Source organism: Skermania sp. ID1734 (genome assembly GCF_007489285.1).
Classification (GTDB): domain Bacteria; phylum Actinomycetota; class Actinomycetes; order Mycobacteriales; family Mycobacteriaceae; genus ID1734.
The window spans coordinates 53341-69952 of sequence record NZ_VLIY01000013.1; the positions used below are offsets into that span (position 1 = coordinate 53341).

At 66.8% G+C, this 16612-nt stretch carries 18 protein-coding genes; 10 read left to right on the forward strand and 8 right to left on the reverse strand.

What is annotated here, in order from left to right; all coding sequences use genetic code 11:
- Window positions 1-95 precede the first annotated feature (95 nt).
- The gene (locus FOS14_RS16810) at window positions 96-794 is read left to right on the forward strand and encodes an alpha/beta fold hydrolase (RefSeq protein ID WP_143771967.1); all 699 of its coding nucleotides are present in this window, start codon (window positions 96-98) and stop codon (window positions 792-794) included.
- A gap of 22 nt (window positions 795-816) precedes the next feature.
- Here FOS14_RS16810 and FOS14_RS16815 read toward each other — a convergent pair whose 3' ends face one another.
- Together FOS14_RS16815 and dut are read right to left on the reverse strand one after the other, a co-directional pair.
- Window positions 817-1617 carry a DUF3710 domain-containing protein gene (locus FOS14_RS16815; protein WP_143771968.1) on the reverse strand — a complete coding sequence of 267 codons (801 nt, stop codon included), beginning with the start codon at window positions 1615-1617 and terminating at the stop codon, window positions 817-819.
- 14 nt (window positions 1618-1631) lie between these two features.
- A complete protein-coding gene (gene dut, locus FOS14_RS16820; protein ID WP_143771969.1) occupies window positions 1632-2135 on the reverse strand; it encodes a dUTP diphosphatase in 504 nt (167 codons plus the stop codon).
- 144 nt (window positions 2136-2279) lie between these two features.
- Between dut and FOS14_RS16825 the strand changes: the two genes are divergently transcribed.
- A complete protein-coding gene (locus tag FOS14_RS16825; protein WP_143772060.1) occupies window positions 2280-2747 on the forward strand; it encodes a DUF3093 domain-containing protein in 468 nt (155 codons plus the stop codon).
- Window positions 2748-2774: 27 nt separating this feature from the next.
- Here the strand turns inward: FOS14_RS16825 and FOS14_RS16830 are convergent, their stop codons facing one another.
- The gene (locus FOS14_RS16830; RefSeq protein WP_143771970.1) at window positions 2775-3077 is read right to left on the reverse strand and encodes a DUF4193 domain-containing protein; all 303 of its coding nucleotides are present in this window, start codon (window positions 3075-3077) and stop codon (window positions 2775-2777) included.
- Window positions 3078-3524: 447 nt separating this feature from the next.
- Here FOS14_RS16830 and cei point away from each other — a divergent pair, with 447 nt between their 5' ends.
- Window positions 3525-4211 carry an envelope integrity protein Cei gene (gene cei, locus FOS14_RS16835; protein WP_143771971.1) on the forward strand — a complete coding sequence of 229 codons (687 nt, stop codon included), beginning with the start codon at window positions 3525-3527 and terminating at the stop codon, window positions 4209-4211.
- Window positions 4212-4219: 8 nt separating this feature from the next.
- Here the strand turns inward: cei and FOS14_RS16840 are convergent, their stop codons facing one another.
- Window positions 4220-5128 (reverse strand): inositol monophosphatase family protein, encoded by a 909-nt coding sequence (locus FOS14_RS16840; RefSeq protein WP_304944898.1) that lies wholly within the window; start codon window positions 5126-5128, stop codon window positions 4220-4222.
- An 85-nt stretch (window positions 5129-5213) separates the two neighbouring features.
- Here FOS14_RS16840 and ppgK point away from each other — a divergent pair, with 85 nt between their 5' ends.
- Window positions 5214-5975, forward strand: coding sequence for a polyphosphate--glucose phosphotransferase (gene ppgK / locus FOS14_RS16845; RefSeq protein WP_143771972.1), 762 nt, complete (start codon window positions 5214-5216; stop codon window positions 5973-5975).
- A gap of 150 nt (window positions 5976-6125) precedes the next feature.
- Window positions 6126-7502 carry an RNA polymerase sigma factor gene (locus FOS14_RS16850; RefSeq protein ID WP_143771973.1) on the forward strand — a complete coding sequence of 459 codons (1377 nt, stop codon included), beginning with the start codon at window positions 6126-6128 and terminating at the stop codon, window positions 7500-7502.
- A 234-nt stretch (window positions 7503-7736) separates the two neighbouring features.
- Here FOS14_RS16850 and FOS14_RS16855 read toward each other — a convergent pair whose 3' ends face one another.
- A complete protein-coding gene (locus tag FOS14_RS16855) occupies window positions 7737-8936 on the reverse strand; it encodes a cation:proton antiporter (protein WP_143771974.1) in 1200 nt (399 codons plus the stop codon).
- A gap of 45 nt (window positions 8937-8981) precedes the next feature.
- Entirely contained in the window at window positions 8982-9464 is a 483-nt protein-coding gene (locus FOS14_RS16860) for a cation:proton antiporter regulatory subunit (RefSeq protein WP_185981810.1), read from the reverse strand.
- A 291-nt stretch (window positions 9465-9755) separates the two neighbouring features.
- On the opposite strand from FOS14_RS16860, the gene FOS14_RS16865 reads away from it, so the two are divergent.
- Complete coding sequence (locus FOS14_RS16865) at window positions 9756-9947, forward strand: hypothetical protein (RefSeq protein ID WP_143771976.1); 192 nt, start codon at window positions 9756-9758, stop codon at window positions 9945-9947.
- 74 nt (window positions 9948-10021) lie between these two features.
- On the opposite strand, the gene FOS14_RS16870 is transcribed toward FOS14_RS16865, so the two are convergent.
- On the reverse strand, window positions 10022-11752 hold the full coding sequence (locus tag FOS14_RS16870) for a DEAD/DEAH box helicase (protein WP_143771977.1): 1731 nt from the start codon (window positions 11750-11752) through the stop codon (window positions 10022-10024).
- Window positions 11753-12126: 374 nt separating this feature from the next.
- Between FOS14_RS16870 and FOS14_RS16875 the strand changes: the two genes are divergently transcribed.
- Complete coding sequence (locus tag FOS14_RS16875; RefSeq protein WP_370512248.1) at window positions 12127-13203, forward strand: YihY/virulence factor BrkB family protein; 1077 nt, start codon at window positions 12127-12129, stop codon at window positions 13201-13203.
- On the opposite strand, the gene FOS14_RS16880 is transcribed toward FOS14_RS16875, so the two are convergent.
- Window positions 13176-13412 (reverse strand): DUF3039 domain-containing protein, encoded by a 237-nt coding sequence (locus tag FOS14_RS16880; RefSeq protein ID WP_255450405.1) that lies wholly within the window; start codon window positions 13410-13412, stop codon window positions 13176-13178. The genes FOS14_RS16875 and FOS14_RS16880 overlap by 28 nt on opposite strands.
- A gap of 98 nt (window positions 13413-13510) precedes the next feature.
- Between FOS14_RS16880 and FOS14_RS16885 the strand changes: the two genes are divergently transcribed.
- The 3 genes from FOS14_RS16885 (at window position 13511) to FOS14_RS16895 (ending at window position 16579) form a co-directional block, all read left to right on the forward strand.
- Window positions 13511-13885, forward strand: a complete 375-nt coding sequence (locus FOS14_RS16885; RefSeq protein WP_143771980.1) for a DUF3099 domain-containing protein — start codon at window positions 13511-13513, stop codon at window positions 13883-13885.
- A 39-nt stretch (window positions 13886-13924) separates the two neighbouring features.
- Window positions 13925-15418, forward strand: a complete 1494-nt coding sequence (locus tag FOS14_RS16890; protein ID WP_143771981.1) for a methyltransferase — start codon at window positions 13925-13927, stop codon at window positions 15416-15418.
- 192 nt (window positions 15419-15610) lie between these two features.
- A complete protein-coding gene (locus tag FOS14_RS16895) occupies window positions 15611-16579 on the forward strand; it encodes a sigma-70 family RNA polymerase sigma factor (RefSeq protein ID WP_143771982.1) in 969 nt (322 codons plus the stop codon).
- The last annotated feature ends 33 nt before the right edge of the window (window positions 16580-16612 follow it).

The following is a 16612-nucleotide window of genomic DNA, read 5'->3' on the forward strand; positions in this document are numbered from 1 at the left end:
GCCTGGACCTAACCACATGTAACAGTGTGGTCCGCACCGCACTCCCGCGCGTCTCGTTCAGCGGGAAAAACCGCCGGTTACGGCAGAATTCGAGGATGCCCTTGCCGGGAACCGCAAAGATTGCTGTCGTACTGCCGGGAACCGGCTCCGATGCCGATTTCGCCCGGCGCGCCTTCACCCGCGCGTGCACCGCGATCGGCGTGGAAACCGTCGCCGTCGAACCGGACGCGGCAGGCATCGTCGCCGGCTATAGAGCCGCGCTCGATCGGGCCGCAACTGCCGGGCCGATCCTGGCCGGCGGTATTTCCATCGGCGCCGCGGTCGCAGTAGACTGGGCGCGCCGCCACCCCGGCGCGGCATGCGGCGTGCTGGCCGCGCTTCCCGCGTGGACCGGCAAGGCCAATGGCGCCCCGGCCGCACTGAGCGCGGCGCTGACCGCCACCAAGCTGCGCGAAGAAGGGCTCGATGCCACGATCGCGCACATGCGCGCGTCGAGCCCGGAATGGCTTGCCGACGCTCTCGAACAGTCCTGGCGGTCGCAGTGGCCGGATCTGCCCGACGCGCTGGACGAAGCCGCGAACTACGTCAGCCCGACCGTGGAAGAGCTTGCCGCGCTGGACGTTCCGGTAGGCCTGGTCGGCGCGGTCGATGACCCGATCCACCCGCTGACGGTCGCGCAGCGGTGGGTGCAGTTGCTGCCCAACGCCGCACTGCACACCGTCCGGTTGGCCGATATCGGCGCGGACCCCGCGGTAGTGGGCTTCGAGGCAGTCCGCGCGCTCGCGGCGTGTTAGTGCCCCTTCAACTGACGGGGCACTAACGGCCGAGTTGCTGCATTGCCGAGCCGCCGGCGCCACGACGCTGCCGGTGCCGGCCCGGGGTCTCCTGCTCTGGTTCCGGTTCTGCGGCCGGAGCTTCCTGTCCTGACTGCCCCTGCATCTGGGCAAGCTGTTGCTGCTGGGCCGCCGCCACCTGCTCGGCGAGAGCCTGCGGCAACTGCACCGGCAATGGAGTGCGCACCGGATGCGGCTCACTGCCGCGCCGCACGACGGTTTCGGTCAAGACTGCACGGGAAAGAACGGTGAGCGGCGCGTCCTCGGCCGTCGCGCCTGCCGGACCGGCGGCCACCAGGCGCACCATCCAGCGGTAGCCATCGACGCCGATGAACCGCAGACTCGCGCCCTGGGTCTCGGTGACGACCTCGCGGCCCCATGGCCCGGTTTCGATACTCACCGGGGCGTTGTCGTTGCGCAGCGACTCGGCCAGATCGGCGGTTACCTCACGCCATTGGCCTGGAGACTTGGGGGCCGCGTACGCCGCCACGGTGATCCGGCCGTGCTCGGTGACCAGGTGGACGTTCTGCGGGCTGCCGTCCGGGGCCATTTCCACCTGCAACTGCGAGCCCGGCGGCACAGGCAAGAGCACGGAACCGAGATCCAGCCGCTGCTCCAACGTCGCGGGATCCGACACGTCGTCGATGTCGTAGGGGCCGCCGTCAGTCGTCGGCATAGCGTCTTCGGCGGCGTCGTCGATTTCCGCGGTCTCCGGCGTGACCGCAGCTTCGGCTGTGGAGTCCTGTAGGTCTTCGGTGCGCGACTTGCGCCTCTTGCCGAACATGTTCGCCCGCTCCTTCAACGTCCCGGCGTGCTGGTCGCCGCGGCCGACGCAGAGCTCGCACCGGTCAGGCTCGCATGTCCGCCACTGGACCCGTATCCACCCGCGCCACGGGTGGTCTCATCGAGTTCCTCGACCTCGAGGAAGTCGACGAGTTCCACCTGCTGCACCACCAACTGCGCAATTCGGTCACCGCGACGCAGATGCACGGCGGTGTGCAGGTCGTGGTTGATCAAGCACACCTTGATTTCCCCGCGATAGCCGGCGTCGATGGTGCCCGGTGTATTCACTACGGACAGACCGGTTTTCGCGGCCAGGCCAGAACGGGGATGCACCAGGCCCACAGTGCCGACCGGCAGCGCGACAGCGATGCCGGTACCGACCAGGACGCGCTCCCCCGGCGCGATGACAACGTCGGCGGTGGTGCACAGGTCCACGCCTGCGTCGCCGTCGTGCGCCCGGCGCGGGACGGCGATGCCAGGATCGAGGCGTTTGAGGGCTATCGGTGGTAATCCGCTCACGTGCTCCGAGACTACGCGTCACCAGCCCGGTCATCGCGGGCAACTGCCGCGTTTGTCAGGTCCGGACCAGCCACTGGTTACGCTTAAGCGGTGTCACAACGATCGCAGTCGCCGGCCCGCAACAGCAATGGCGGGGGATCCGGCGTGATCTATTCGGAACGCCTCGGCGTGCCGCTGTGGTGGTGGCCCGTGGCGGTGGCGATCACGTTCCTGCTCGCCGCCGAGATCCACATGGGCGCGCCCGGCATCCGTGCGTGGCTGCCCTACGTGGTGCTGCTGCCCTTGCCGGTGTGGGCGCTGTTGTGGCTGGGCCGCATTCGAGTGGAGGTGACCGCCGCTGATTCGCAGACGCCGGCGGAGTTGCGGGTGGGACGTGCACACCTACCGCTGGAACTGATCTCACGCGGCGGTGCCGTGCCACGCACCGCCAAGTCGGCGGCCATGGGACGCCAGCTAGACCCGATGGCTTTTGTCGTCCATCGTCCATGGGTGGCGGAAATGGCGTTGGTGGTGTTGAACGACCCAGACGATCCCACGCCGTACTGGTTGATCAGCACTCGCAAGCCCGCGCAGCTACTCGCTGCCCTGGGACTGGAACCGTCCCAGGGCTAGCGGCTAGCACCTCGGCTGCGCCACGCCTCAGGCGGCGCAGTCCATGCAGATCATTCGCCCGTTGGCGGAACTCGCCAACCGGCTCCGGTGGTGTACCAAGAAGCAGCTCGAACAGGTGAACTCGTCGGCCTGCTTCGGCAACACCCGAACCGAAAGCTCTTCACCCGACAGGTCTGCGCCGGGCAGCTCGAAAGACTCTGCAGTATCTGACTCATCAACGTCCACGACTGCGGACTGTGAGTCGTTGCGCCGCGACTTCAACTCCTCCAGCGAATCCTCGGAGACGTCGTCGGAGTCGGAACGCCGCGGTGCGTCGTAGTCGGTTGCCATCTCGTCTTCCCCTCGTCCCTCACTCATATAGCCCGGTCCGGCGACCGCTCGAACGCCGATCGTTCGAGCCGGTCCGCCGCACCGCCGGTGGTGCAAAACGCGCCCGCGCAAGCCTTAACGCATAACCCGGCCAGAAAATGCCCGGGCAGACGCCTCAGCAAACGCCCCAGAGACATCGCGTTGCACCTGCGCACGACACTCTCCGCCGACCACCGAGTGATACCCGAATGATCGGTCTGGGCCGCCAGACAATAGCGGACGAAAGCCGCAAGAGCGCAATTAATACCCAATTGATCCGAAACTGTCTGCGAATCGCAACCAACAACCGGCCACTCACAAACATTCCAGTACGTGGCGACGACATCGATGCGCCTGGCGCGTGCCACCGCCCCGACGCCGCGGCCGCCAACTAGAGTGGTCAGCGCCTAAGTCGCGAAAGGGGCGCTCGTGGTCTCACTTATCACCGACGGTAGCTCGACCGATTCGCGCGGCAACCCCTATCCGCACCGCCGCCCCACCCCATGGTTGGTGACTGTCGGGGTCCTGATCCTCATCGGCGGCGTCGTTTGGATCAAGGTCTTCACCACCAGTGACGCCAGCACGGCGCCCATGGATTGCAACAGCCCCGCGGTCAATGCCATGAACACGTCGGGGGCGCCCACCGCCGCGCCGCTCGGCGAACGAGTCGGCGAGTCGCGCATTTCCGATGTTCAACCGGCTCCACTCTCGGCCACCCGGGTGCGGGTCTTCAACGCCAACGGCCAACGCGGGCAGGCCGCGCACGTGGCGGCGCAGCTGAGCGACTACGGATTCGCCAGCGCCCCCGGCGTGCAGGTAGGAAACGACCCCGTCTACGTCGACCAGAACATGCAATGCTCGGGCCAGATCCGCTTCGGACCGAACGGGCGCGCCGCGGCCGCGACCGTGCAGCTGGTGGCGCCCTGCGCAGAGCTGATCGAGGATCAGCGGCAAGACGACACGGTCGATCTGGCGCTGGGCACGTACTTCACCGACATCCAGCCCAACGCCAACGCCGAAGAAGTGCTGCGGGCGCTGAAGGACCCGTCGCCGGATGGCACTCCCGCACCGCTGGACAGCAAGCTGCTGCAAGCCGCGCGCACAGCGAAGTGCTGATCAGGTAGTCACTCGGGTATTGGTTCGAATGCGCCTAGGCGCTCGAACACGTCAGCCAGCTCCGCCGCGACGCCCGGTGCACACGCCACCACGACCGCGCCGGCCGCGCTGACCGAGTCCGGCGAGGGCAACCACACCCGCGCGCCCGCTTCCTGCGCTATCAATCCGCCCGCGGCCCAGTCCCACGGGCTCAGCCCGTGCTCGAAATGCGCATCCACCAGGCCCGCTCCCACCATGCACAAATCGAGTGCCGCCGAGCCGATTCGCCGAATGTCACGAACCTGCGGCAACAACTCGCCGACCAACCGCCCTTGCCGCGCCCGCCGACTGCTGCCGTATCCGAAGCCAGTGGCGACCAGAGCCATGGAAAGTTCCGAAACGTCGTTGCACCGCAATGGCGTCACGGTCCCGTCGGCACCGATCACTGCCGCGCCGTGTCCCGCCGCCGCGCAGTACATCACCTCGCGTGCGACATCGACCACGGCTCCGGCCACCGAGCGTCCGTCTATCTGCGCCGCCACCGAGACGGCGAAGGCGGGAATCCCGTAGAGGAAGTTGACTGTGCCATCGATCGGGTCGATCACCCAGCGCACCCGGTTTGCGTCGCCGGCCGTTCCGCCGCCTTCCTCGCCGAGGATCGAATCCTGCGGGCGCCGCCGAGCCAGCCGGTCGCGGATCAGTCGCTCGGTTTCGGTGTCCACCACGGTGACCGGATCGGTCGGGCTGCTCTTGGCCTGCACAGTCGTGGGCGCAGTTCCGGCGGTCTGAAACCGGTCGGCAACAGTGCCGAACACCTCTGGGCGCCTGCGACGCACATGTTCCGCGCCCTCGCGGGCCAGCTCGACCGCGACCTGGCACAGCGCCACGTACCCGGTACTGGTCGTCAATTCGGCATCAGCCGCATCGAAGGTGAACACTTGACAATCGCATCACACGGGAGCGGCCGCGCGCACTAAGGTGACGCGGGGCGGGAAGTTGCGGCGAGCACGAGGAGCGTTCGAGATGGCGGAGCAGGCCCACCTCGGTTTCGGTGTCGACGTCGGCGGCAGCGGCGTCAAGGGTGGAATTGTGGATCTGCGGACCGGCGAAATGACGCACCGGCGAATCAAAATCGCCACGCCGCATCCGGCCACCCCGAAAGCCGTCGCCGAAACCATCGCCAAGATCGTTGAGCAGGCCGGCTGGACGGGCAACGTGGGCGTGACGCTGCCGTGCGTGGTGACCAATGGCGTGACCCGGTCGGCAGCCAACGTCGACAAGGCCTGGATCGACTTGGACACCCACGAACTGTTCGCCGAGATCCTGCCCAAGCAGAAGGTGACCGTTCTCAACGACGCCGACGCGGCCGGACTGGCCGAAGACTCCTACGGCGCGGCCGCCGAGATCGACGGCGTGGTGCTGCTGCTGACTTTCGGCACGGGCATCGGGTCGGCACTGTTGAACCGCGGAGTCTTGTTGCCCAACACCGAATTCGGCCACATCGAGGTCGACGGCGCCGAGGCCGAGCACCGCGCTGCCGCCTCGGTCAAGGACCGCAAGGGGATGGACTATCCCGAGTGGACCGCCGAGGTCAGCAAGGTGCTGAGCACCTTCGAGAACCTGTTGTGGCCGGACGTGATCGTGGTGGGTGGCGGGATCAGCCGAGAGGGCGACACGTGGATCCCGATGCTGACCAACCGCACCCCGGTGGTCGCCGCCACACTGCGCAACACCGCGGGCATTGTCGGTGCCGCGATGGCCGCGCAGGCGCGCGTCGACGTGTGAGACGACGGCGGGAAACGCTGCAGTTTCACGGTCTGGCGCGGCGAATCGTTACAATGGTGACGCCCGGCGATTAGCCGGTGAAACCCGACAGACCTCTCCGCCGGAAACCTCTGGCGTGACGCCGCACGACACCGTCACGAAAGGGCTTACGTGGTAGCCACGAATACCCGTCAGACCGCTGACAGCCGCACCCACGCAATCGAATCGGCTGACTCGGCTGAGGAAGCGGCCAGCGGCACAGCCCGACGGGTTGCCAAGAAGGCGCCGGCAAAAAAGGCGCCGACGAAACGAGCCCCGGCGAAAAAGGCCACGGCGAAGAAGTCCGCCGAAACAAAGGCCGCTCCTAAGAAGGCCACCGCGCCTGCCGAGCCCGAGGTGAACGCCGAAGAGAATCTCGACGCCGAGCAGGACATCAGCGAACTCGACGTACCCGAGGGCGATCTGGCCGCCGAGGCCGGTGCGGTCGAGGAGGTCGCGGCCGAAGAAGTCGAGGACGACGGCGCCGTCGAAGAGCCGTCCGCGGCGGACAAAGCCTCCGGTGACTTCGTCTGGGATGAAGAGGAATCCGAAGCACTGCGCCAGGCCCGTAAGGATGCCGAGCTCACCGCTTCCGCGGACTCGGTGCGTGCCTATCTCAAGCAGATCGGCAAGGTCGCGCTCCTCAACGCCGAAGAGGAAGTGGAACTGGCCAAGCGCATCGAAGCCGGCCTGTACGCGACCCACTTGATGGACAAGCTGACCGAAGCCGGCGAGAAGTTGCCGGTTGCGCAGCGTCGCGACATGCAATGGATCTGTCGTGACGGTGAGCGCGCCAAGAATCATTTGCTGGAAGCGAACCTGCGCCTCGTGGTGTCGCTGGCCAAGCGCTACACCGGCCGCGGGATGGCGTTCCTGGACCTCATCCAAGAGGGCAACCTCGGCCTCATCCGCGCGGTCGAGAAGTTCGACTACACCAAGGGCTACAAGTTCTCGACGTACGCCACCTGGTGGATCCGCCAGGCGATCACCCGCGCGATGGCCGACCAGGCCCGCACCATCCGCATCCCCGTGCACATGGTCGAGGTGATCAACAAACTCGGCCGGATCCAGCGCGAACTGCTGCAGGACCTCGGCCGCGAGCCCACCCCGGAAGAGCTCGCCAAGGAGATGGACATCACCCCGGAGAAGGTGCTGGAGATCCAGCAGTACGCCCGGGAACCCATCTCGCTGGATCAGACCATCGGCGACGAGGGCGACAGCCAACTCGGTGATTTCATCGAGGACAGCGAGGCCGTGGTGGCCGTGGACGCGGTGTCGTTCACGTTGCTCCAAGACCAACTGCAGTCGGTGCTCGAGACCCTGTCCGAGCGTGAAGCCGGCGTCGTCCGGCTGCGCTTCGGCCTCACCGACGGCCAGCCGCGCACCCTCGACGAGATCGGCCAGGTCTACGGCGTCACTCGCGAGCGCATCCGGCAGATCGAATCGAAGACCATGTCCAAGTTGCGGCACCCGTCGCGGTCGCAGGTGCTGCGCGACTACCTCGACTGACCCTGCCTGACGTACGTCAGTCGGAGTAATCCGCGCCTCATTCGCAACATTGTGGAACCGTTTGCGCCCCCGCGCCGTCAATCTACATCGAAGATAGATAAACGGTGATCGGTCCGACGGTCGCTGCTGGCGCAGGGGGCTGGCAGGGGCCTTCGGCCGTCCCCGGGCGGGCCAGCAGTGCCTTTTGCCGTCCCCGAGGCGGGGCCGGGAGGGCCTTCGGCCGTCCCGAGTGCATTACCGGGTAGGCACAGACTGTCCACCGGCCTGCGCGCCGCCCACTCCCCCGATCCAGCGCATGAACGGCTCGATCAGCCGCGCCGTCGTTGGTCCCACCACCGCCATGAGCAACACGTAGGCAGTTGCCAGCGCCGCCAGGTTGCCGTCGGCAGCGCCGGCGGACACCGCCAGGCCGGCGATCACAATGGAGAACTCACCGCGGGCCACCAGGGCCGTGCCGGCCCGCGCCCGGCCCATCCGCCCGACGCCCTGCCGTTTGGCAGCCCACCACCCGGTGGCCACCTTCGTGATCGTCGTGACGACGGCCAGCAGTACCGCGTACGCGAGCACCGGCGGAATGCTCGCCGGATCGGTGTTCAGCCCGAACACCACGAAAAACATCGCGGCGAACAGATCCCGCAACGGTTCGAGCAGCTTTGCCGCATTGTTCGCCGTCGATCCCGAGATCGCGATGCCCAGCAGGAATGCACCCACGGCAGCGGAAACCTGCAGGGCGGACGCGAAACCGGCCACCAGCAGGGCCGCCCCGAGCAGCTTGAGCAGAAACACTTCTTTGTCGGCGCTGTCGACGATCGACGAGACGAAGTGGCCGTAGCGCAGCGCGACGATGATCACCACGGCAAGCACGAACATCGCGATCACCAGCGCCTGCAGGCCGCCGAGCAGCCCCACGCCGGCCAGGATCGCGGTGAGGATCGGCAGATACGCGGCCATCGCCAGGTCTTCGAGCACCAGAATCGACAGCACCACCGGGGTCTCGCGGTTACCGAGCCGGCCCATGTCGGTGAGGACCTTCGCCACAATCCCCGACGACGAAATGTAGGTGACGCCAGCGAGAATCAGCGCCCCGACGGGTCCCCAACCCAACACGAGCGCGACGATCACGCCCGGCGTCGCATTGAGGACCACGTCGACCAGCCCGGCCAGCCAGGACCGCCGCAGCCCGGTCATCAGCTCGGAGGCGGTGTATTCCAGTCCGAGTAGCAGCAGGAGCAGGACGACGCCGATCTCGCTGGCCAGGTGGCTGAAGTCGGTGGTAGTCCCCAGCGGCACCACACCTCCGCTGCCGAAGGCCAAACCGCCCAGCAGGTACAGCGGGATCGGCGACATGCCGAATCGACCGGCCACCCTGCCGAGCATCCCGAGGATGAAGAAGACGGCGCCCAGTTCGATCAGCGCGGTTGTGGTCTCATCCATGACGGCCCCAACCGGGCACTGCCATCCGACTGGCCGTCACGACCCTCATCCGTGCGTGAGAATCTTGCCCGCTGCGTCGAGCCCTTCGGACGTGCCGACAACCACCAGCAGATCGCCGGCTGTGAAGGTGAAATCGGGGCCGGGTGACGGATGGATCTGGCCGGCGCGCATCACCGCAACGATGGAAGCCTTGGTGCGGGTACGCATCCCGGTCTCACCGAGCGTGCGACCGTCGAACGGAGACCCGTCCGCAATGGGCAGTTGCCGGGTGCTGATGCCCGGTAGATCACGGTGTTCCTCGCGCAACCGCGCGACGAGTTGCGGTGCGCCGAGCAGATTGGCCAACGCTGCTGCTTCCTCATTGGTCAGCGGCAACGAGGCGGCAATAGCGTCCGGATCGTCGGGATAGGACACGATCAGCTCGATGTGGCCGTCGCGGTGGGTGACCACACCGATTCGCCGTCCCGCCGCCACCTCGAAGTCTTTGCGCACCCCGATGCCGGGTAGCGGTGTCACGTCCACGTTCACGACTGCGAGCCTAACCGGATGGGCGGTCCCGGCTCCCCGGTTGCGGAATCTCGATGGGGAAGTTGACTTTTGGGTGTGTGAACCGAAGTGTGACGGGGTAATTAACGGATCAGCTACCAGGAAACAACGGCGTTTCATGGTAGTGAAAAGCTCGGAATGTTAGTTAAAGCACAGTGAACCGTGGCAGGGAACATATCGTGGCCCGCACACGTCTGACAGAGTGGATATGCCGCAAGGTGCATCAAGAGCCCAGGCGAGGCGACACAGGTCGTTAGCCAGGACGGAGGAGCCATGCCAGCAACGTTGACTCGCAGCCCGCTGACTGCTGCCGATCGCTGTGATCGGTGCGGGGCCGCCGCAAAGGTACGCGCGGTCTTGACCTCGGGCGGCGAGCTGCTCTTCTGCCAGCACCACGCGAACAAGTACGGAGCGGGCCTGCGTGACATCGACGCGGCGATCGAAAGCGAAGCTATCTCCGCCTGATGGGTACCGCCCCGATCGACTAACGGGTCAACAGACAAATGGCGGGCGCCTTCGGGCGTCCGCCATTGTGTTCTCTACCAGCGCCGCAGCGTGGAGATTCGGTCGGTGAGTTGCTCTGCCGTCGCAATGGCCGACGGCGGCCCACCACATGCGCGACGCAGTTCGCCGTGAATGATCCCGTGCGGCTTGCCGGTGCGGTGATGGTGCATCGCGACCAGGCCGTTCAGTTCCCGGCGCAACTCGGCCAGCTTGTCGGCGGCTGCCGCGCGGGTGGCCGCCGTGGGCGCTGGTTCGTGCGCGGCCGGTTGCTGGCGCTCACTGACCTGCCGGGCCTGCCGCTCGCGGAGCAGCGCACGCATTTGTTCGGCGTCGAGCAGACCCGGTAGGCCCAGGTAGTCTGCCTCTTCGTCGCTGCCCGCGAACGTTGCGGTGCCGAACGATGACCCGTCGTAAATCACCTGGTCGAGTTCGGCGTCGGCGCCCAGGGAAATGAACGCCTTCTCCTCCGCGTCGTCCGGGATGTCCTGTTGGGAGTTCGCGGCGTCGAGTAGTTCGTCGTCGAAGCCGTTTTTCTCCCGGTGTGGCTTGCCGAGCACGTGGTCGCGCTGCACCTCGAGCTGACTGGCCAGGTCCAGCAGCACCGGCACCGAAGGCAGGAACACACTCGCCGTCTCCCCGCGCTTGCGCGACCGCACGAAGCGACCGACAGCCTGGGCGAAGTACAGCGGCGTGGACGCGCTCGTGGCGTAGACGCCCACCGCAAGTCGCGGCACGTCGACACCTTCGGAGACCATCCGCACGGCCACCATCCAGCTTTGCCCGCTGCGGGAAAATTCGTCGATTCGCTGCGAGGAGCCGGGGTCGTCGGAAAGCACCAACGCCGGCGCCTGTCCGGTCATTGCCTCGAGGAGTTCGGCGTACGCGCGGGCGGTGGTCTGGTCGGTGGCGATCACCAATCCCCCGGCGTCGGGCATGCCACCGGCGCGCAGCTGGGCGAGCCGCGTGTCCGCGGCCCGCAGGACGGCCGGGATCCAGTCGCCGTGCGGGTCAAGTGCCGTGCGCCACGCCCGTGCCGTTTGTTCCGGCGACAGCGGCTCGCCGAGCCGGGCGGTGAACTCCTCACCCGCGCTGTCGCGCCAGCGCGCCTCCCCCGAGTAGGCCAGAAAGACCACCGGCCGCACGACGCCGTCCGCGAGCGCGTCGGAGTATCCGTAGGCGTGGTCGGCGCGCGAACGCGGCAGTCCCTCGCCGTCGGGTTCATAGGTGACGAACGGGATCGCGCTGTCGTCACTGCGGAAGGGCGTACCCGTGAGCGCGAGCCTCCTGGTCGCATCACCGAAGGCCTCCCGGACCCCGTCACCCCAGGTCTTGGCGTCTCCGGCGTGATGGATCTCGTCGAGAATGACCAGGGTGCGGCGGTTCTCTGTGCGGACCCGGTGCTTGGTCGGGTGAGCCGCGACCTGCGCATAGGTCAGCACCACACCTTGGTAGTCCGCCGAGGTCTGTCCGGTCGAGTTGGAGAACCGCGAGTCCAGCGCGATCCCGACCCGCGCAGCCGACGCCGACCACTGATGCTTGAGGTGCTCGGTCGGCGCCACCACGGTGATCTGGTCCACGGTGCGGTCGGCGAGCAGCTCGGCGGCGACACGCAGCGCGAACGTCGTCTTACCGGCACCCGGCGTCGCCACGGCGAGGAAGTCGCGCGGCTTGGTCGACAAGTACTTGGCCAGCGCGCGGCGCTGCCACGCGCGGAGCGCCGGGCTTGCTGCAGCAGGTTCGACAGTTCGGGGGGCCTCGCTGAGCACGGTGGCGGCTGCTCCTCTGCTGCGTCGATCCGGCTGGACATGCTGTGAAGTTGCGGGCCACCATCCGGGCGCGCACGAGACGGCGGACCCGGCACTGGCGTGATGGCCGCGCCGAGTCTAACCGGGACCGCAGACACATAACCAAAACCGTTCGGTCCCTCGCGGTGTCGCCGCACGTGGCACACTGAGCAGCGAGCGGCATCACGTGACGACACTGGCGTGCCGAAGCCGGTGAGCGGTCGATTGTCAGGGATGCTGTATGCACCATGGAAACGCATTCGGATGAGTTCGAACGGGGCAACACTGTTCCCCCGCAGTCCGATGCGCCCGTGCCCGGTAAACAGCACCTGCGGCATCTGCGACAGACCGGCAGACTGATCTTCCGCACCGCGGACAAGGCGTGGAGCGACTCGATCTTCACCAAGTCGGCCGCAGCGGCCTTCTGGCAAACACTGTCGCTTCCGCCGCTGCTGCTCGGGCTGCTGGGCAGCCTCGGCTATGTCGGCAACTGGTTCGGGCCGGACACGCTCGACATCATTCAGCACCGGATCATCTCGTTCAGCCGGGACGCGTTCAGTCAGAGTGTGGTCGACCAGCTGATCCAGCCGACCGTCGCCGACGTGCTACAACGTGGCCGGGCCGAGGTCATGTCGCTGGGATTCGTGCTGTCGTTGTGGGCCGGCTCATCCGCCATGTCGACTTTCGTCGACTCGATCGTCGATGCACACGGTCAGCAGGACGCACGGCATCCCGTGTGGCAGCGCATCTTCGCCCTGTTGCTCTACGTCATGTTCTTGATCGCGGCCGTGTTGATCCTGCCGATCGTCGCGCTGGGGCCGACGCTGATCGGCCGAGCCCTGCCCGATACGTGGTTTGCCGTCGGATCGCAATTGCTCGACTACTTCTACTACCCCGGCGTCGGCCTGCTGCTGATCATCGGGCTGACCACGCTGTACAAGACCGCCCTGCACAAATCGCTGCCCTGGCACCGGTTGCTCGGCGGCGCGCTGCTGGCCGGCGTGTTCTTCATGGTCGCCAGCTACATTCTGCGGCGCTACCTGGCCTGGGTCGCCCGGGGCGGCATCAGCTATGGAGCGCTGGCGACGCCGATCGCCTTCTTGCTGTTCGCGTTCTTTCTCGGATTCGCGGTGATTCTCGGGGCCGAGTTCAACGCCACCATTCAGGAGTTCTGGCCGGCGCGTGCCACCCGGATGGATCAGATGAAGGAGTGGCTGGCCACCCAGGCTGCCGAGGGCACCCCCGTGATCGCGCCGGTCACCGATATCGCCCGCAAGATTGCCACCGGACCGATCAAGGTCGCGCGGGCCGTGACCCGTGGTGATTCGGGCGACGAGGACAGCGATGATTCAGAAGTGGCCGACGAACCGACCGAACCGATAAGACGCCCCGCCGCGGGTGTGCGTCACTCGCCCTTGCGCAACCCGTCGTAAATCTTCTTGCACTCCGGGCACACCGGCGATCCGGGCTTGGCCGAACGAGTGACCGGAAACACCTCGCCACACAACGCAACGACGTGCGTGCCCATGACCGCGCTCTCGGCGATCTTGTTCTTCTTGACGTAGTGGAAGAACTTCGGCGTGTCCGAACCGGTCGACTCATCCGTGGTCGTATCCGGGCGCAGCTTGGTGTCGGTACTCACGTATCCATGATGCAACATATCCGGCCGCCGTAGCGGTGTTGGACCCGTCCAGCGGGGGCGACAGTGACACCCCGCCCACGGAGTGACAGAGTGGATGTATGGCACGTGCGGCGTCGTTCGGTGAACCCGAAGAGATCGGAACCCCACGTCATCCCGCTCTCATCACGGGCGCGCCGAAGTCGATCGAGCAGGAGCGCCACGACCGTGTCCGCAAGTACACGATCCTCATGGCATTCCGGATTCCCGCGCTGATCATCGCCGGAATCGTTTACAGCGAGTTTCAGAACGGCCTGATTGCGATCGCCATTCTGGCCGTGTCGGTGCCGTTGCCCTGGATCGCGGTGCTGATTGCCAACGACCGCCCACCGCGGCGAGCCGACGAGCCCAGCCGCTACCGGCCGCAGTCGGCGCACACGGAATTCGGGCACGAAATCGAAGGTCCGCACGAGACCATCGACGGCTCCTCCGGCTAGCTCGGGGCGAACCCGCGCGGCGATGGTAAGGATTTAGCCATGCCGCCGCGCGTCGATAGTGCACTCGTTGACCTCTGCCACCCGTTGCGCGAGGCGTTGACGCACGCCGACTACACCGCCGACACATTGCTCGAGGTTCTGGGGCCCGACGTACATGCCGCCCTGGGCCGGTCCGAACCGGTGCCGGTACGGCGCGCCAGCCGGGACGCCGGTGAACTGGGCACCCTGATCCGGCTGTTCCTGCTTGCTGACGACTGCCCGCGGGCGGAGGTCGCCGCCGCGCTCGCTCCGCTGGATCTGGACGAGGCCGTCGCCGCCGGACTGCTCGATGTCGAGGGTGATCAAGTGCGGGCGGCGCTGGATGTGCGCCCGCTCGACCTCGGGTCCGGCGACCGGTGGATCGTCTCCGACCTCGACGGCAGCATGCGCCGACGCACCATCGAAGCTGACCATGTCCTCGGCGTGGGGCACGCGTCACTGTCACTGTTACGCGCAACTCCGATCGATCCCGTCGAATCGGCACTCGACCTGGGCACCGGATGCGGCGTGCAGGCCGTGCACGCGGCCGACTACGCCCAACGGGTCACCGCCACCGACATCAACCCCCGCGCCCTGAGCTTGACCGCGGCCACCGCCGCGCTGAATGGACTGTCCTTCGAACTGACCCAGGGACCGTGGACCACTCCCGTCGCTGGCCGGCGCTTCGACCGCATTGTGTCCAACCCGCCCTTCGTCGTCGGGCCTGCGCGAGTCGAGCACACCTATCGCGATTCCGGCCTCGATCTCGACGGGGCGAGTGAACGCGTGGTGTCCTCGGTCCCCGACCTCCTCGCGCCGGACGGAGTCGCCACGCTGTTGGCGTCCTGGGTGCATGTGGACGGTCAGGATTGGCGTGAGCGGGTGGCGTCCTGGCTACCTGACTACGGCGTCGATGCCTGGATCCTGCAGCGCGACGTTGCCGATCCGGCGCTGTATGTCGGTACCTGGCTGCGCGATGCCGGTATGGATCCCGTCGACCCGCAGGCGCAACACCGTGCCGAGCAGTGGTTGGCGCATTTTTCGGCGAACAGCGTGGCGGGAATTGGTTTCGGTCACGTGTTCCTGCGCCGGATCGACGGCCCGACCGAGGTAGTCGCCGAGGAGGCGTCGCACGCCTACGACGCCCCGCTCGGCGCCGAGGTGCCCGGGTATTTCCGGCGATCACAGTGGCTGCGCGAGCACCCCGCGCACGACGGCCGTTTGCGGGTGCATCCGGCGACCGCTTTGGAGCAGGTGTCCGTTCCCGGCGCTGACGGCTGGGAACGAGTGGTCACCCGCCTGCATCGCGGAGACGGCCCGCGCTGGCAGCACGAAGTCGACGACGCGATCGCCGCGCTGGTCGGTGGAATACGGCCCGACGGACCGGCGTTGGACACATTGATCGACGTGGTTGCCCTCGCGTTCGCGGGCGATGCACCGACACCGCAGTGGCGGCACGATGCCGGCGCTGCAGTCGATGCGCTGATCCGGCATGGACTGGTCGAACCGGCGTGATTTGCCGGCGCTGCGCCCAAGGTTCCGCAGCGCCGCGGGTTCTTAGCATCTTCTCAGGCGCGGAGCCGTAAAACCCCAGGTCAATGGGGTTTGCCGAGGGTTTGAGGAATGCCACAGCGGGAACTATTCCAGTGGTGTGACCGTTGTTCTGAGTGATACAGCAACACTGCGCCCAACCCAGGGAGGCACGTAATGACCCGCCCCACCACCACTCGTATGCGCCCCAGCGAATCCGACCTCGACGCCCAGAGCCCCGCTGCCGATTTGGTACGCGTGTACCTGAATGGCATCGGCCGTACCGCCCTGCTCTCCGCGGAGGAAGAGGTCGAACTGGCCAAGCGCATCGAGGCGGGGCTCTACGCCCAGCATGTGCTGGAAACGGGCAAGCGGTTGACCGCGGCCCGCAAAAGGGACCTGGCGATCATCGTCCGCGAGGGCCAGGCGGCCCGTGCCCACCTGCTCGAGGCCAACCTGCGTCTGGTCGTCTCGCTGGCCAAGCGCTACACCGGCCGCGGTATGCCACTGCTGGACCTCATCCAGGAAGGCAACCTCGGACTGATCCGGGCCATGGAGAAGTTCGACTACTCAAAGGGATTCAAGTTCTCCACCTACGCCACCTGGTGGATCCGCCAGGCGATCACCCGCGGAATGGCGGACCAGAGTCGCACCATCCGGCTGCCTGTCCACCTCGTGGAGCAGGTCAACAAGCTCGCGCGGATCAAGCGAGAACTGCACCAGCAACTCGGCCGCGAGGCGACCGATGAGGAACTGTCGGTCGAGTCCGGCATCCCGGTACACAAGATTTCCGATCTGCTCGACCACAGCCGGGATCCGGTAAGCCTGGATATGCCCGTCGGTAACGACGAAGAAGCTCCACTGGGTGACTTCATCGAGGACTCCGAAGCCACGTCGGCGGAGAGCGCCGTGATCGCCGGCCTGTTGCACCACGACGTGCGCACGGTGCTGGCCACGCTCGACGAGCGCGAGCAGCAGGTCATCCGGCTGCGGTTCGGTTTGGACGACGGGCAGCCGCGGACCCTCGACCAGATCGGCAAGATGTTCGGCCTGTCGCGCGAGCGGGTGCGCCAGATCGAGCGTGAGGTGATGGCCAAGCTGCGCAAGGGCGAACGCGCCGAGCGGTTGCGCTCCTACGCGAGCTGAATCGATTGGATCGACGGCGCCGGACTGTACGGG

Excerpts from the sequence above, each read along its gene's own strand:
- FOS14_RS16830 (WP_143771970.1), bottom strand. The coding sequence starts at position 3,077 with ATGGCAACCGACTACGACGCACCGCGGCGTTCCGACTCCGACGACGTC.
- FOS14_RS16885 (WP_143771980.1), top strand. The coding sequence starts at position 13,511 with ATGGCACGTGCGGCGTCGTTCGGTGAACCCGAAGAGATCGGAACCCCA.
- FOS14_RS16855 (WP_143771974.1), bottom strand. The coding sequence starts at position 8,936 with ATGGATGAGACCACAACCGCGCTGATCGAACTGGGCGCCGTCTTCTTC.
- FOS14_RS16810 (WP_143771967.1), top strand. The coding sequence starts at position 96 with ATGCCCTTGCCGGGAACCGCAAAGATTGCTGTCGTACTGCCGGGAACC.
- FOS14_RS16815 (WP_143771968.1), bottom strand. The coding sequence starts at position 1,617 with ATGTTCGGCAAGAGGCGCAAGTCGCGCACCGAAGACCTACAGGACTCC.
- ppgK (WP_143771972.1), top strand. The coding sequence starts at position 5,214 with ATGGCGGAGCAGGCCCACCTCGGTTTCGGTGTCGACGTCGGCGGCAGC.
- FOS14_RS16890 (WP_143771981.1), top strand. The coding sequence starts at position 13,925 with ATGCCGCCGCGCGTCGATAGTGCACTCGTTGACCTCTGCCACCCGTTG.
- FOS14_RS16865 (WP_143771976.1), top strand. The coding sequence starts at position 9,756 with ATGCCAGCAACGTTGACTCGCAGCCCGCTGACTGCTGCCGATCGCTGT.
- FOS14_RS16895 (WP_143771982.1), top strand. The coding sequence starts at position 15,611 with ATGACCCGCCCCACCACCACTCGTATGCGCCCCAGCGAATCCGACCTC.